The 15,432-nt window shown below is 68.9% G+C and carries 12 protein-coding genes; 10 read left to right on the plus strand and 2 right to left on the minus strand.

Annotation, left to right across the window (positions count from 1 at the left end):
• The first annotated feature begins 93 nt into the window (after positions 1-93).
• The gene (locus AC07AB_RS00060; RefSeq protein ID WP_478557486.1) at positions 94-1,023 is read left to right on the plus strand and encodes a terpene synthase family protein; all 930 of its coding nucleotides are present in this window, start codon (positions 94-96) and stop codon (positions 1,021-1,023) included.
• Positions 1,024-1,115: 92 nt separating this feature from the next.
• Entirely contained in the window at positions 1,116-2,453 is a 1,338-nt protein-coding gene (locus AC07AB_RS00065) for a cytochrome P450 (protein ID WP_478557489.1), read from the plus strand.
• Positions 2,454-3,003: 550 nt separating this feature from the next.
• Here the strand turns inward: AC07AB_RS00065 and AC07AB_RS00070 are convergent.
• The gene (locus AC07AB_RS00070; protein WP_478557492.1) at positions 3,004-4,089 is read right to left on the minus strand and encodes an IS630 family transposase; all 1,086 of its coding nucleotides are present in this window, start codon (positions 4,087-4,089) and stop codon (positions 3,004-3,006) included.
• Between the two features lie 227 nt (positions 4,090-4,316).
• Between AC07AB_RS00070 and AC07AB_RS00075 the strand changes: the two genes are divergently transcribed.
• Positions 4,317-5,525, plus strand: a complete 1,209-nt coding sequence (locus AC07AB_RS00075) for an IS701 family transposase (protein ID WP_478559639.1) — start codon at positions 4,317-4,319, stop codon at positions 5,523-5,525.
• Between the two features lie 489 nt (positions 5,526-6,014).
• Here the strand turns inward: AC07AB_RS00075 and AC07AB_RS00080 are convergent, their stop codons facing one another.
• On the minus strand, positions 6,015-6,887 hold the full coding sequence (locus tag AC07AB_RS00080) for a phosphotransferase enzyme family protein (protein WP_478557495.1): 873 nt from the start codon (positions 6,885-6,887) through the stop codon (positions 6,015-6,017).
• Positions 6,888-7,056: 169 nt separating this feature from the next.
• Between AC07AB_RS00080 and AC07AB_RS00085 the strand changes: the two genes are divergently transcribed.
• The 7 genes from AC07AB_RS00085 (at position 7,057) to AC07AB_RS00115 (ending at position 15,427) form a co-directional block, all read left to right on the plus strand.
• Positions 7,057-7,674 carry an HAD-IA family hydrolase gene (locus tag AC07AB_RS00085; RefSeq protein WP_478557498.1) on the plus strand — a complete coding sequence of 206 codons (618 nt, stop codon included), beginning with the start codon at positions 7,057-7,059 and terminating at the stop codon, positions 7,672-7,674.
• Positions 7,675-7,755: 81 nt separating this feature from the next.
• Positions 7,756-8,982 (plus strand): helix-turn-helix domain-containing protein, encoded by a 1,227-nt coding sequence (locus AC07AB_RS00090; RefSeq protein ID WP_478557501.1) that lies wholly within the window; start codon positions 7,756-7,758, stop codon positions 8,980-8,982.
• A gap of 432 nt (positions 8,983-9,414) precedes the next feature.
• The gene (locus AC07AB_RS00095) at positions 9,415-10,677 is read left to right on the plus strand and encodes a helix-turn-helix domain-containing protein (RefSeq protein WP_478557504.1); all 1,263 of its coding nucleotides are present in this window, start codon (positions 9,415-9,417) and stop codon (positions 10,675-10,677) included.
• An 855-nt stretch (positions 10,678-11,532) separates the two neighbouring features.
• The gene (locus AC07AB_RS00100; protein ID WP_478557506.1) at positions 11,533-12,006 is read left to right on the plus strand and encodes an NUDIX domain-containing protein; all 474 of its coding nucleotides are present in this window, start codon (positions 11,533-11,535) and stop codon (positions 12,004-12,006) included.
• 123 nt (positions 12,007-12,129) lie between these two features.
• Positions 12,130-13,347: a phosphotransferase gene (locus AC07AB_RS00105; RefSeq protein ID WP_478557508.1), complete on the plus strand. Its 1,218-nt coding sequence runs from the start codon at positions 12,130-12,132 to the stop codon at positions 13,345-13,347.
• Positions 13,344-14,294 (plus strand): lactate/malate family dehydrogenase, encoded by a 951-nt coding sequence (locus tag AC07AB_RS00110; RefSeq protein ID WP_478557511.1) that lies wholly within the window; start codon positions 13,344-13,346, stop codon positions 14,292-14,294. Before AC07AB_RS00105 ends, AC07AB_RS00110 begins: the two co-directional genes overlap by 4 nt.
• On the plus strand, positions 14,291-15,427 hold the full coding sequence (locus AC07AB_RS00115) for a hypothetical protein (RefSeq protein ID WP_478557514.1): 1,137 nt from the start codon (positions 14,291-14,293) through the stop codon (positions 15,425-15,427). The genes AC07AB_RS00110 and AC07AB_RS00115 overlap by 4 nt, the downstream gene beginning before the upstream one ends.
• Positions 15,428-15,432: the final 5 nt, after the last annotated feature.

Here is a 15,432-nt window from a genome sequence, read left to right on the forward strand (position 1 = left end):
TGGCCCGAACTGGAGCTGCCCTTCCCACTCCGCCAAAGCCCTCACGCGGACACCACACGAAGCCAGACCCGCGCCTGGGCCAAGGCCATGGGGATGCTCCCCACCGAGACGGCCTGCCGTTGGTGGGACCACGTTGACCTCACCTCGCTCGAAGCGTGGTGCTTCCCCGACGCGCCCGCAGACCGGTTGCTGCTGGTCGACAAATGGCTGTCGATGGGAATCATGTTCGACGACCAGTTCGACAGTACCCCTTTGGGGCGTCGACTAGGCGACACCTGCCGCGTAATGAATCACATGATGGCGGCCATCGAATGCACCGCGTCGCAACCGCTGGTGTCGCGGCATCCGTTCTCCCGCGCTGTCGTCGATCTTCTTGCCGACTGTGAACGCCTCATGAGCGCGTCCTGGCTGCGGCGCCACCGCCACCATCTGACACTGTGGTGGGGCGGTGTAGTCCAAGCCGTGGCCCACCGTACGCAAGGCGAGGGGCCGCTCTCTTTCGCGGATCGCATGGCGGTACGCCGCCTCACCGTCGGCATGCACGCCTACGGCGACCTGTTCGAGATTGCCTGCGGCTGGGAGATCCCTCCGGCCTTCTTCGCCCTGCCGGAGATTCAGCGTGTCCGCCACATCGTCACCGACATCACCGTTCTCCTAAACGACCTCTACTCGGTCGAGCGCGAACGAGTTGACGGCAACGACGACAACGTACTGCTCGCCTGGGAGGACGACGGGGTCTCTCCGGAGGATGCTCGGCTGAAGACAGCCGAACACATCTGGCGTCTGGCTGACGATTTTACCGTCCTCACCACAGGTCTGCCTGACCTTGCCGCTGCGTCGGGCCTAACTGAGCACGACTGCCAGGGGATACAGGCATGGACAGACACCTGTGCTCACTACCTGCGTGGGGCAAGCCACAGCCAGGCCATCATTCCCCGATACACCGACACCGGCAGCCACCTCGCACACGACCACCACCTCGATCTTGTCCTCCGCGAGCGTGTGAAGGACGCCAGCGTTTGAGGGCGCCGCTGGCAGGACCTACTGCGGAGCTCAGCAGAAGCGATTCAGACCCCACTCACTCAGAAGAGATGGGCTGACAGATCGGACCGAGGATGCAGACCACAGTTCCCATCGCCGACGCCCCGGGCGCCTGGCCTCTTCTTGGCCATGCGGTGCCCGTATTCCGTGACCCGCTACGGTTCTTGACCTCCATCGCAGCATGCAGTGACCTGGTGCAGGTAAGGTTAGGTCCCTTCAAAGCGGTCATGGTCTGTTCACCCGAGCTGGTCCGGCAGATGCTTGTCGATGACCGGACTTTCGACAAAGGCGGCCCCGTCTTCACTCGGCTGCAGGAGGTTTTCGGCAACGGACTGGCCACATGTCCACACGACGAACACCGACGGCAGCGCCGCCTCGTTCAGCCTGCGTTCCACCGAAGCTGCCTCCCGGGCTACGCGAAGGCAATCACCGAACAGACCGCTGTGATCACCGAGTCCTGGCGCGATGGCCAGGTCATCGACGTCCTGACTGAAACCACGAGAATCGCCGTCCAGTCCCTCACAGCAACCATCTTCTCGGGCGTCCACTCGCGCCCCGAAATCGGCGAAGTCGTCGATGACCTCGCGGCCACCATGGCGGGTGTCTACCGCCGGGTGCTCACCCCGCCCCCGCTCGACAAGCTCCCCACGCCAGGACGGCGCCGCTACGATCGGGCCCGTACCCGACTCCGCCGGACCATCTCCAAGATCATCACCGAATACCGGTCCACCGGAACCAGCCATGACGACCTGCTGTCCGTCCTGCTGACTTTCCAGGACGATGCCACGGACTCGAACGACCAGCTCACCGACGCCGAACTCGTCGACCAAGTCCTGACACTCTTCGTCGGAGGGGCGGAGACCTCGGCATCTCTCCTTGCTTGGGCACTGCACCTACTGGCGCACAACCCTCACACCCGTGACCAGCTGCATGCCGAGGTTGACACCGTCCTCCAAGGCCGCGCCACCTACGACGCCCTGCCCAAACTGCAGGTGACCAGCAGGATCATCACCGAGACACTGCGCCTGTCGTCCCCCGGCTGGCTGTTCACCCGAACCACGACAACCGACACACAGCTGGGCGGTCACTTCCTCCCCACAGGCACCACCACCATGTACAGCCCCTATCTCCTCCACCACCGGCCAGAGCTGTTCCCCAATCCGCACCGCTTCCATCCAGACCGGTGGATCAACGCCTCCACCGCCCCCACGCGCGACAGCGCATACCTTCCCTTCGGGGCAGGCGCCCGCAAATGCATCGGCGACACCTTCGCGCTGGTCGAGAACGCCCTCGCGCTGGCCGACATTTCCGCTCGCTGGCGCGTAGAATCTCTTGCCGGTCGACAAGTACGCCCTGCGACAGGAATTGCCATGCACCCCGTGGGGCTACGCATGCGGGCCATACGGCGATGAGCCCGGTGGGAACTGAATGTCGATGGGCACCGACACGTCTACCCGGCTGCAACGCCAGCCCCACTGAGCTTCTTCGGCGGTGTGTCTCGGAGGGGCCTCTCGCCCTGAGGGCCGCGCTCGACCAAGGCGTCACTGTACGGCGCGGCCAGGGCTACATCCTGCGGGTCAGCGCCGAGCCGGAGGTCCACCGCCGACTCCTCGATCGCTGCCAGCCGCTCGACAACGCCACGACGATCCCGGCACAGCACAAGGCCCGTCGCGAGTACGCCAACCGCTTCAACGCGCTCGGAGCTGACAGCTGAAATCACACGCTGGCAAAACTTTTGACATCAACGCCGGTTCACTGACCCGCTTCCTACCGGACCCCCTGGACACCTGAAGTGGAAGATCTTGCCCGAAGCCCCTATCGCCACCCGCGATACTCGCAGGTCACTGAGTTCCAATTGGACTCGCTCCTGGGAAACCTACACCAACCACGCCTGACAGCAGGAATGGCCCGTCTCCCCCAGGCCGTATCCGGGGGAGACGGGCCATTCGTGCAGCCATGCCCCTAGTGATCTGGTCCGGAGATCCTGTCGCAGTAGCGGCAGATCCGGTCGATGATCTGGTCTGCGGTCTTCGTCCACTTGAAGGGCCGGGCGGCTTCGTTCCAGACCTTGATCCATTCGTCGAGTGCGGTCTTGAGGTCGTCGAGTGAGCAGAAGACGCCGCGTTCCAGGCAGCGTCGTTGCAGTTCGGCGAACCACCGCTCGACCTGGTTGATCCACGACGAGTAGGTCGGGGTGAAGTGCAGGGTGAACCGGGGGTGCGCGAGCAGCCACTTGTGGACCGCCGGTGCCTTGTGGGCGGAGAGGTTGTCGCAGATGACGTGGACCGCCAGGCCGGGCTCGGTCTGGCGGTCGATCTCGGCGAGGAAGTCCCGGAAGTCAACGGCCCGGTGCTGTGCGGACAGACGGCTAATCACCTTCCCGGTTGCCGTGTTCAGCGCGGCGAACAGGTCGATGGTGCCGTGCCGCACGTAGTCGAAGCTGCGGCGCTCGGGCACTCCGGGCAGCATCGGCAGCACCGGTGCGGTCCGCTCCAGTGCCTGGATCTGCGGTTTTTCGTCGACGCAGAAGACCACCGCGTGGGCCGGTGGTGCCAGATAGAGCCCGACCACGTCCCGGATCTTGTCGATCAGTAGCGGGTCCGGGGAGATCTTGAACTCCTCGGTCCGCCAGGGCTGCAGGCCGAAGGCCCGCCAGATGCGGTGCACGCTGGTGGGTGAGATCCCCACCTGCCGGGCCAGCTCGCGCTTCGACCAGTGGGTGCCGCCCTCGGGAACCTCTTCGAGAGTGCGCACCACCACCTCCTCGACCTGGGCGTCGGTGAGGGTGCGCGGCACCCCGGGGCGTGGCTCGTCGGCCAGACCTTCGAGCCGGTCGCGAAGGAATCGGGCCCGCCAGCGGCTGACTGTCATCCGGTTGACGTCAAGCCGCGCGGAGACGGCCGTATTGCTCCCGCCCGCCGCGCAGGCGAGCACGATCCGTGCACGCAGCGCCAGTCCCTGCGCAGTCGTGCGCCGCTTTGCCCAGCCCTGCAACGTCAACATCTCGACGTCCGACAGGACGAGCGGCTCCAGCCTGCTGTCTCCCATGCCTTCAGCAAACAGCAGACCACCAGCCCCGTCACCACCGAACCCGTGATCTGAAACGGAACACGACTCACGTGGTGACGCCAGAACTTAAGACCGGATCACTAGTAGGGCTTGGTCATGTGCGGCCTGTGATGGCGTGTCTTCTTGATCGGTCGTGTCGTTGAACGGGCGTGCTGGGTGAGGAGTTGGCTGCGGTCCGGTGTGATCTGGAGGACTTCGCGGCGGAGATGTTCGAGCCGTTCGCGCGGGCGGATCAGCGACGGTGGGGCGGGGTCTATCTGCGGGGCCTGCTGCTGGACGGCGGGCGCAAGTCGGTGGAGCCGATGGCCGCCCGCCTGGGCGAAGACGGGAACCGGCAGGCGCTGGCCCACTTCGTCACTTCCAGCCCGTGGGATGCGGCGCATGTGCGGGCCCGCCTGGCCTGGCGTATGCAGCCGGTCGTCAAGCCCACCGCGTTGATCATCGATGACACCGGGTTCCTCAAGGACGGGAACGCGTCGGCGTGCGTGAGCAGGCAGTACACCGGCACCGCGGGCAAGGTCACCAACTGCCAGGCCGGAGTCTCGCTGCACCTGGCTTCCCACGGTGCCTCGGCGGCGGTGAACTGGCGTCTGTTCCTGCCCGGGAGCTGGGATCCCGCCTCGCCGAAGGCCGATCCGGTCAAAGTGGCCCGCCGGGACAAGTGCGCCATCCCCGCCCAGGCAGGCCATGTCGAGAAGTGGCAGCTGGCCCTCGACATGATCGACGAAACACGGTCCTGGGGCATCGAGGTGCCCCAGGTCATCGCCGACGGCGGCTATGGGGACACCGCCGCTTTCCGGCTCGGCCTGGAAGAACGCAGCCTCGACTACGTGGTGGGCATCTCGACCACAACCACCGCGCAACCCGAGGACACACAGCCGTGCATCCCGGCCTACTCCGGCCGCGGCCCACGGCCGCATCCTGCCTGCCCCGAGCCGGCCCAGCAGGTGAAGAGCCTGGTCATCGAGGCCGGCAAATCCTCCGCGCGGCCGGTGCAGTGGAGAGAGGGATCGCGGCCGGGCAGTGGCCGCAGCGGGTACAAGCGCATGTACTCGCGCTTCGTGGCCCTGCGGGTCCGGCCCGCCGGACGTGAGATCCGCAAGGCCACGGCCAGCACCGAACTTCCGGTCCGCTGGCTGCTGGCCGAATGGCCAGCCGACCAGGACGAGCCCGTGCAGTTCTGGCTCTCCAACCTGCCCGAGACCACCTCGTTGCCCGTCCTCGTGCGCACCGCGAAGCTCCGCTGGCGCGTCGAGAACGACTATCGAGAGATGAAACAGGCCCTCGGCCTAGCTCACTTCGAAGGCCGGACCTGGCCAGGCTGGCACCACCACGTCACCCTCGTCTCGGTCGCCCACGCCTTCTGCACCCTTCAGCGGCTGAGCCGATCCCCAAAAGAGACGGCGTCGGCCTGAGCCTCTACCGAGTCGTTCGCGAGCTGCAGATACTCCTCGCGACCTGGACCGGCGCCTGCCCCACCTGTCACCGCGACATGCCAGACCCCGCACCAACATGACCAAGCCCTACTAGGGCAGTGGAACGCACTCCGCATGATAGAGCCCAGGAGGGCGCGACCGGTGGCCGGACGGGGGCAAGTTCCTGACGGTCTACGTTCGTCATGTCCTGGCCCTCTTCATCCCGGGCAAAGTCCGGCCCCCACGAGACAGCCACGGGCAAGTCCGCGGCCGTCGCACTCCAGCACCGCCAGACCGCCGTCATCGCCGCCTCCAGTCGGCGTGCGAATTTGCTCCGGCAGTACCGCGATGCGGTTCCCGACTTCTTCGCCGACTACCCGGAGCCGGAAGAACTGGCCGTGTGGTGCGTCCTGGACGTTGACGAGACCGCCGTCGCCCGCTACCGGGGACTCCTGCGCAAGCACACCGCCACGGCGATGCCGGGCAGGGTCAAAAAATGTCCCATCGCGCCGAGGACGCACCGAAGCGAAGGGTATCGATACGGTGGATGAGCTGCCGGGTGGCCTCGGAGTCCCCTGCGTCCGCACGTTTGATGAAGGCGCCCAGGGTGTGGAGGTCCCGCATTTTCACGAGGACCGGTAGTCCAGCCCACTCGGCGGGGTCATATCCGTAGGCAGCCGTGAAGGCCGCTATCGCGTGCTCGCTGCGGCCGAACCGCGCCCGGCCCTGGATGGTGTTGGCGAGATCGAGTTCGCGTGGGCCTATGCCCGCCTCGTCCCAGTCCCCCAGGCGCGCGACGTTTCGGTCCCAGAGCGTGTTGCCGGGGTAGGCATCACCGTGCACGAGCCCTGCGCCGAGCGGAAACTCCAGCCGCGCGTAGTCGTCCAGGAGTTCGGCGATGGTCTCCGTGAGCCAGGCCCGCGCCTCCGGGGCCAGGGTTTCGCTGGCGGCGACGGTGGAGCTGAGCGAGGCCAGCGGCCGGTAGACCGGCAGGGAAATGGGCGGGGGCGGAAGGGCGTGCAGGCGCCGCAGGAGCGCCCCCAGGTGCTCGACGGCCGGAGGCGTCCGGTCCTCCTGCGGGTAGTACGTCCAGACGGTGATCACGTGCATGTCCGTCCGGTACGGGCGGGCCAGCGGTTCCACCGCTGGATAGCCCCGCTCTACGAGCCAGCCCGTCAGGTCCACCGCGGTGGTCAGGCGAGCGGCGGCAGACGCCGCGCTGATCCTCACGGCGGCGCCCTCCTTGGGGAGGAGGAAGACGCCCGTGGCGTGCTGCCGCAAGGGGCGCAGGCCACGGCTGTCCAGGCCCAGGTCGCGGCATGCCGACTGGACTGCCGCTTCATCGCCCGCGTGTGCCGTCATTTCAGCGACGGTACCGGGCCCCGCATTCGAACACTTTGCCCCCCGTGCGGCCTCCGCCAGGTGCCGAGCCATGGCCATCTGGCGTCCCCGCCGGTGCGCTGGCACGGTTGTTCTACCAGTGGCGCGGGCCCAACGGCTCAGCGCCGTGTCCGCTGCCGGAAGGAGCGGCGTGGCCTTTCAGGGCTTGATCCTCGACTTCGGTGGTGTGCTGACCACCTGCATGCGATGTAACGGCGTGGCGTTCGAGAGGGCGGAGGAGTTGTCTCCGGGGTCCTACTTCCATGCTCTTGACGAGCATCCGGAAGGGGTTCGCGTGTATGCCGAGCTGGAGGTCAGCCGCGCTACCCAGGAGGAGTGGAACGGGGTCGTCGGCGAGATCCTGGGGGTTGACCCGAAGGATCTCATGCGGCGCGCGCTGGCGAATCTCCGTGCCGAACCGCTGATCGTTCGGGCCGCTCGGCGAGCGCGGAAGGCCGGCGTCAAGGTCGCGGTCCTGTCCAACAGCTTCGGCCTGGAGCCCTTCAACCCATACCGGGAGCTAGGGCTGGACGAAGGCTTTGACGCCTTGGTCCTCTCCGAGCTTGAACGCGTCCGGAAGCCCTCACCGGTGATCTACCAACGCACCCTGGACGCACTCGGCCTCACGGGCCCCGAGTGCGTCTTCGTAGACGACCACGCCGAAAACCTGCCGCCGGCGAGGGCGCTGGGCATCCACGCCATTCATCACACCTCGGCCCTTGCGACCGCGGCCGAACTGGAGGCTCTGTTCGGCGCGCGCTCTGGTTGAGGTCCATGGCGCGCTCGGCCGGACCGGCTGTTCTGTTCCGGGGAGTACCGTTCTGATGAATGCCAAGAAACGGGAGCCAGTATGCCCCTGAACACGGACCTGGAGAGCGGCACCAGCGTCGGCCAGAACACCGCTGCGATCCGAAAGCAGCGGCACCTGACCCAGATGGGCCTGGCGAATCGTGCCAACGTCTCCTACTCCCTCCTCAGCAAGGTTGAGTGCGGCGCCGTTGCCGCAACTCCGAAGTTCACCGCGGCCGTTGCCACCGCGTTGAATGTGCCGGTCACCGACCTGACCGGCCAGCCGTACGTCGATGCGCTCAAGGACGCGGGTCTGGCCGAGCTCGTGCAGCCCCTGCGTCACGCCATCGCGAACCCCCTGCTTCCGGCCGAGGAGTCGGACGGGCCCCTGCGTGCCCTGGAGAAGATCGAGCGGGATATCCGCGCGCTTGACGACATCCGGCTCAGTGGCGAGTACCTGGCCATCGGCGTCAAGATCCCGGCCCTGATCAACGAACTGCTTGACCACGTGCACACCACCGTTTCCGAAGAGCAGCGCGGGCGCGCCTACGGAGCGCTGACCATGGCCTACCGGTTGAGCAACAACTTCGCCCACAAACTGGGCTTCCTGGACTTGGCGCTGATCGCGCTGGACCGGATGGAGACCGCCGCCCAGCGGGGCACCGACCCCTACCTGCCGGTCGTTGTCGCCCACTACCGGGGGAATTACTTCCTGCATCACGGCGCGTACAACATCGGCCTGCGCGCGGTCCGCGAGATGGAACGGCTCCTGGACGAGCCGGTGCGCCGCGGCGACCCGCGGGCGATGTCCGCGCTGGGCACCATGCACCTGCGGGCAGCAGTGCTGCACTCGCGCCAGCGCCGGCAGAGCGCGACGCAGGACGCGCTCGCCCGGATCGAGGAAGCCCGCGGCATCGCCCGGCACCTGCACGGCCACCGTGACCCGTACGGGCTGATCTTCGATGACGTGAACGTGGAGGTCCACGCGACCTCGGTGCGCATCGACCTGGGCGATCCGGGCAAGGCCGTGGAGGTCGGCGAGCGCATCGACATGGAGGGGTGGGGGGCGAAGAACCGGGCCGGGCACCACTTCATGGACATGGGTCGCGCCTACGAGAAAATCAACCGCCCCGAGGACGCCCTCAAGTCTCTGCTCAAGGCCCGCTCTGCGGCCCCGACCCAGACCCGCTATCACCCCACGACCCGCGAGACCGTCCTTGCGCTGTTGCGCCGTCCCGGCAAGCCGCAGAAGTCGCTCGTGAACTATGGCCGATGGCTCCACGTGTAGGCGAAGCCTGCCCATTTTGCGCCCTCCGTCCCAACTCCTGGGGTGGAGGGCGTTCTTCGTGCCAGCTGGCCTTGGGGGACTTTCATTTTTTTTGAAAGGAACGGCCCTCCGGGCCGTATTGGGCTTTCACTTTTTGTGAAAGCCAAGCCCCTCTTTTTTCGGCATCATGTGATGCCTGACGCCGCTGACACGGGCCACCAAGCGGTACCTCCGGGTGCCCCGGCATGTCTCCGCCGTCAGCAAGAGGGGCGTGGACTCGACAGAGTGTTTCGATGGGCAGGTGTCTCAACTGTGTTTGAAGAGCACGCAACGCCGACCCGCCACCAGTCCCTCGTCGGTTCCGCTCCGGTGGCGGGCTCTCCGGAGTCCGCGGCTGTACCCGGGCATGCCGATGGGTACGTTCGCAGTAGAATCCCACGATCTGGAGCCGATATGTCGCAGTTGGGTGACATGAGGAACGTCCAGCACAACGGCCGGCGCCTTGCCGGGCTGCGCCAACGCCGACGGTGGACCCAGCAGCAACTGGCCGACACGTCCGGATTCTCGCTGTCCGCCGTCAAGAAATACGAGGCCGGGACCCGGTCACTGGACCGCTCGTCCGTGATCCTGGCCTTCTCCCGCGCCCTGGCGGCTCACCCCTGCGAGATCACCGGTCAGCCGATGACGCCCACCGCAGACGATGCCGAAGGCCAGAAGTCCTTCAGCGCCGTCGCCTCGGTGCAGCGCGCTCTGCTGCTGCATGGCCATATGGCCGGCCTCACCGAGGCGGAGGCCGCGAACGTCAGCCTCGACCGGCTCGCCGAGCGGGTGCAGGAGATGAACCGGCACCGGCGGTTCGCCAGCATGGGCGCGACCGCGAAAGCACTCCCGCAGTTGTTGCGCGACCTCCAGGTTGCCGTCGAAGTCCTGCCCGACGTCCAGCAACCGCGCGCCTGGGAACTGCTCACCCAGGGCTACGAGTGCGCCATGCAGTTCCTCTATAAGACAGGGCACTCGGCCGCGGCCACCCTGGCCACGGAACGTGTGATCTGGTCCGCGCACGAGACGGGCGACCCGCTGCGCGTCCTGGCGGCCCGCTGGTACGACGCGGGGGAATTCCTGACCATCGGCGAGCACGAAGTCGCCGGAGGAATCATCGAAACGGCCCTCGCCGAACTGCACGCCATGCCGGCCGACCGGCCGCAGGCCACCAGCCTGACCGGTGCGTTCCACCTCAAAGGCGCGCTGAACAGTGCGCGCAGCACCGATAGCCGTGGCGTGGAGTTCCACCTCGCCCGTGCCCGGGCCGAGGCGGAGCGGCTGGGCCACGACCGCAACGACTTCGAGTTGCTGTTCGGCCCAACGAACGTCGCGATCTGGTCGGTGTCGTTGCCAATGGAGATGGGTGACGGCAGGACGGCGGTGAAACGGGCCGAGCAGTTCAAGGTCCCGGCCGGGTACGCCACGGAACGGACGGCACACCACCACATCGATCGAGGACGCAGTTACTGGTACCTCGGCCAGCGGGACAAAGCCCTGGCCGAGTTCTTATCTGCTGAACGCATCGCCCCGGCTCAGACACGGATGCACGCGGGTGTGAAGGAGACGGTGCAGACGATGGTCCGGACCCAGCGTCGCGACGACCTGCTCGATTTCGGAGCCCGCCTCGGGATCCTCGAACCGGGACGTCCCCCGCGCCCCGGGAATCGAACGTAGTCCGAACGAAAAGGACACAAGCTGTGTCCCTCGCGTCGCGCTCCGCGTCCTAGCATCGAGGCGCGGTCACGACGCGGTGAAGCGGGAGGCGGGGTCCGGCACCCCGCCTCCTTATTCCCCCGACCATGCGGCATGCGCATGACCGGATATGCCGATCGTCGCCCGGCCCTCCTGCCATCTGCTGGGCAGCGGCACCCGGATTCGGCCTAGGCGGTCCGGTCTCCTCGCTCTGCGCCGCCTCTCCAGCCCGAACATCTCACCGCTCACCAGTCAGCCAGAAGGCAATGCCATGTGTCTGCACACCACCAGTCCTGCGCAGGACTCCCCCACAGCGCCTGCCGCGAGAACCGAGCAGCGCGTCGGTCCGGCACTGCCACGCATAAAGAGCCACCACGTGGTGCTGACGTCGCGCCGCCCCCGGCAGGCCGCGCCGCCTGCCGATTCAGACCGGTGGTCTGCGGATGCGGCGGCCCTGCGGGGGTGGAGCGTCCTCCTACGGGCGCAGCCCGCCACGTAGGTCATCGCGTGTTGCTTGATCGTCTGTGCCGGTCGGTGCGGGCGGTTCTCAGACCGGTCGTTGCCGCGATCAGAGCCATTCCCACCTGGGGCTCCGTGGCACGGCCGCCGGTCCGTCCCGCTGGGCGTGTGACCCGCGCCGGTTCGCGTGGACGGAAGTCGGTCCTGGTTCCGCGGGAGCCAGGGCCGCGTCGGCTGCCCCGTCTCCCACCCCGTCATAGCGGGGCAGCCGGCACCGGCCTTTCGACCGCCCCGGTCGCTACCGGGGCGTGGCCGCCCGCGTCGGTGGGGACCGCGGGCGGCCCCATCCCTTGCCATGCCATTTCCTTTGGAGGCACCGTGCACGAGGAGAGAGCCACGAGCACGACGGGCAGATCTCAGGGTCTGCTGCTCAGTGCGCGCGGGGCGGTGCTGCTGGTGCGCCGCACACACCGCCGGGACGGCGATCCGCGCTGGTACGTCGCCCCCGGCGTATCGCTCCGCGCCGGGGAGCAGGTGCGGCGGGCGCTGGCCCGCGCCGTTCGCGAGCAGACCGGACTGGCCGTCGCCAGGCGGCAGGTCGGGCCGCTGCTGATCGACGGCGGCCCGACCTGCGTCTACCTGGTCGGGCCGCTCCGAGAGGCGCCCGTCACCCTTCCCGCCGGGGACGCTGCGGGCGGGCCGCCGCCGTTCGACCACTACGTCTGGGCGCGGCCGGCGGAGCTGACCACCTACTGCGCGTTTGATCAGGGCCAGTTGCTGTGGTCCGCGCTGCGGGCGGTCCGCGCCCCGGCGCGCGGCCGGGCGGCGGGCCGGTACCGCCGCGCCGCCTAGCCCCTGCTCCGGGAGTCCGGTGAGGGAGCCCTCTGTGACGGACGCCGGGCCCAGGGCCGGGAATTCCCTGCGCCCGGTGTCACCCATTCACCCCGCTGCGTACGACGACCTTGCGGAGGTCCGATGAAGCCAACCTTCCACCAACCGGTCACCGTTGATCGCCTGTTCGCCGACGCGGGCGCGCGCGTCGAGGCGGGTGCGCGGTCCCTGTGGCCGGGCCGCGCGGTATGCCTGGGCGCGCACCTGCCGTCGGTGACCTGCTACGTCCAGCACCTCGACGTCGGCGGCCGCGCCCTGGTCGCGAAGGTCTCCTACCTCGGCGTCTCCCTCGTCTCGCTGCTGCGCGGGGTGCGCGGCGACTGGCCGACCGTGCAGGCGGCGCAGGCCGCCTACCTCACCGCGCCGAGCGCCCTGCTGGACCGCGAGGCCACCCAGCTGCGGCTGATGGACCAGGTGCCGGGGCTCGACGTCGTCCCGGTCGCCGGGCTCCGGGGCGGCGTCCTGTTCACCGGCCGGGTGAGCGGACCGACCCTGGCCGACCTCCTGACCACCGCCCCGGAGCGCACCGCCGAACTGCTCGGCCGCGTCGTGTGCACGCTCCGCGCCCTCCAGCACCCGGCCCTGCCCCGTAGTGCCACCGTTCCGCAGACGCCCGAGCGCGGTGTCGGCCCCGTCTTCGTCCGCAAGTTCCGCGGCGCCGCCGGCCAGCTGTACCTGCGGCAGCTGGGCACAGAGCGCATCCTGGATGGCCAGGTGCGCGAGCAGACCCGGCTGCTGCTGACCACCGCCGTGGAGCGGCTGATGCGGCTGCGCAAACTGCCCCAGCCCCCGTGCCGGGCGCTTTTGCACAGCGATCTGAAACCCGAGCACCTGCTCTTCCCCCACGGACCGTCCGGGGCTCCGGTCTTCCTCGATCCGGGTCTCCAGTACGGCAGCGGCTGCACCGACACCGCCAAGCTCCTCTCCCGCACCCTGCTGCACCTGCTGGCCACCCCGCCCGGAGTCTCGGCGGGCCGGATTGTCGAGGGGATCGACGCGTTCGCCCGAGGCCAGGCCCGGGCGCTCGCCCGCCCGGCGGTCCGGGAGGTGTGGCTGCGGCAGCTGGTGACCACGTGGCTGATGGACACCGTCAACATCACCTCCAGCTACCTGTCCGCGCCCGCCGCACTGCCGCTGCCCGCCCCCGCCCCTGGCCTCCTGGACCACGCGCTCACCGTCGCCACGCTCGTGGACCGCGGCACCGCGCTGCTGGATGAGGACCAGCCGATGCACCGCCTGTGGCCACGGCTCCTGGACGACATCCAGGCCCTGGTCAACGCCGAGACCGGAGCCGCCCGATGAACGGGGTCTGCCTGCGGCCGCCGGGCCCCGCGCGCGGCAGGGGGACGGTGGGGGCGATCGGCATCGTGGGAGCCGGAGCGGTCGGCCAGAGCGTGGCCGCCGCCCTGGTCACCACCAAGCTCAGCCACCGGGTACGGATCACCTCCTGGCGCCCGGCCCGCACGGTGGCACTGGTCACCGACCTCGCCGACCTCGCCCAGCTCTGCAACTCCCCCGTACGCGCGGAGTCCTGTGAGGTCGCCGACCTCACCGCGTGCGAAGCAGTGGTCATCTGCCTGCGCGGCACCTTCACCAACACCGCGAGCGCAGACGTGCGGATGGCCGGGCTCCAGGCCAACGCCCCCCACATCGCCGCCCTCGCCGAACGCCTCGTCGGCTACCGGGGAACCGTCGTGATGGTCACCAACCCGGTCGACGTCATGACGCGGCTGCTGGCCGAGGTCTCCGGGGTGCGCCGGGTGTATGGGGTGGGGTCGAACCTCGACTCCGCCCGCTACCGCCTGACCCTCGCCCGCCTGCTCGGCGTGCCGTCCAGCGCCGTCGACGGACACGTGATCGGCGAGCACGGGGACCAGGCCGTGATCTGCGCGGCGGCGACCCGCGTGGGCGGCCTGCCCCTGACCCTCTCGCTGCGGGAGGTACGCGCCGAACTCACCGCCCGGCCGGGCCGGATCACCGCCGGAGGGCGGGCCCGCTTCGGCCCGGCCGCGGCCGTCCTGGCCGCCCTGCGCGCCGCCCTCGGCCTGACCGACGCCGTGGTGGAACTGAGTACCCAGCACGGCGACGCCTGGCACGGCGTCCCGCTGCACTTCACCGCCGGCACCCCCACCCCCTTCCTGCCCCCGCTCGACCGGTCCGAGGCCCGCCAACTGGCCGACGCCGACCGGAAACTCGCCACCGCCTACCACCGGATCCGCTACCTGCACCCCCGAGGAGAATCCCAGTGACCACCGCGGTACGTATCGGCCCCGCCACCGCCGCCGAGCATGCGCTCGTCGTCAGCAACCGCCCCGCGATCACCGGCTGGTCGCTGCGCTACTTCGCCCCCGGGTGGATCACCACCGCCACCGAAGCCTTCCGACCGGCTGCTCATCCCACCGTCGACGCCCGCGTGGACGCCTCCCACCGGACCGCCATCACCCGGATGATCACCGACCACGAGCACGCGGACGTCACCTACGCCGGTGCCCGCACCCTCGTCCACGAGGAGAACGACGGCAGCGTCTACGCGGCCCAGCCCGCCCAGCGCCTCGCCTACCACGCCACCCCCACCCGCCGATGGGTGGCCGTCTCCGGGCAGGAGAACGAACCCGTCGCGCTGGCCGCCGCCCGCCTGGCCCGCGACCTGATCCGCGCCCAACTCCTGGCCGAGGGGTGGGTACTGCTGCACGCCTCCGCCGTCGCCCGCAACGGCCGGGCCCTGCTGACCGTCGGGTCCAAGGGCGCGGGCAAGAGCACCGTCGCCCTGACCCTGGCCCGGCAAGAGGGCTGGGACCTGCTCGCCAACGACCGCGTCTTCGCCCGCCCCGAGCCGGACGGCACCGTGCGACTGCTGCCCTGGCCCGCCGCCGCCGCTTTGGGCTTCGGCCTCCTCGACGGACTCGGTCTCTACGACACCGTCCGCCAGTTCTTCCTGAGCGGCGAGCAGCTGCATCCCACCCAGCACCCGCAGGTCACCCACGCCCTGACCACCGGCGACCGCACCCCGCAATGGAACGACGCCAAGAGCAAAGAGCTCAAGTGCCAGCTCTTTCCCGACCAGCTCACCTCCTGGCTCGGCTGCACCCTGACCACCCACGCCACCGCGGCCGCCGTCCTGCACCCCCGCATCTCCCCCGTCCTGACCACCCCGGAAGCCGGGGACACCGCCGAACTCGGGGACAGTGACGTCTTCTCCGCCGCGACCGAGGACCGCTACCCCGACCTCTTCCACCTCGCCGACGACACCCGCCCCGACCCCGGCCCCGTACTGGAGCGCCTGGCCGCGCTGCCCTGCCAGTCCGTCGTCCTCGGCCACCACGCCGACGCCAACACCGGCACTCTCGTCCGCCTCGCCGACACCCTCCTCACGGCGAGCTGACCGGC

Source organism: Streptomyces sp. NPDC044033 (assembly GCF_056434425.1).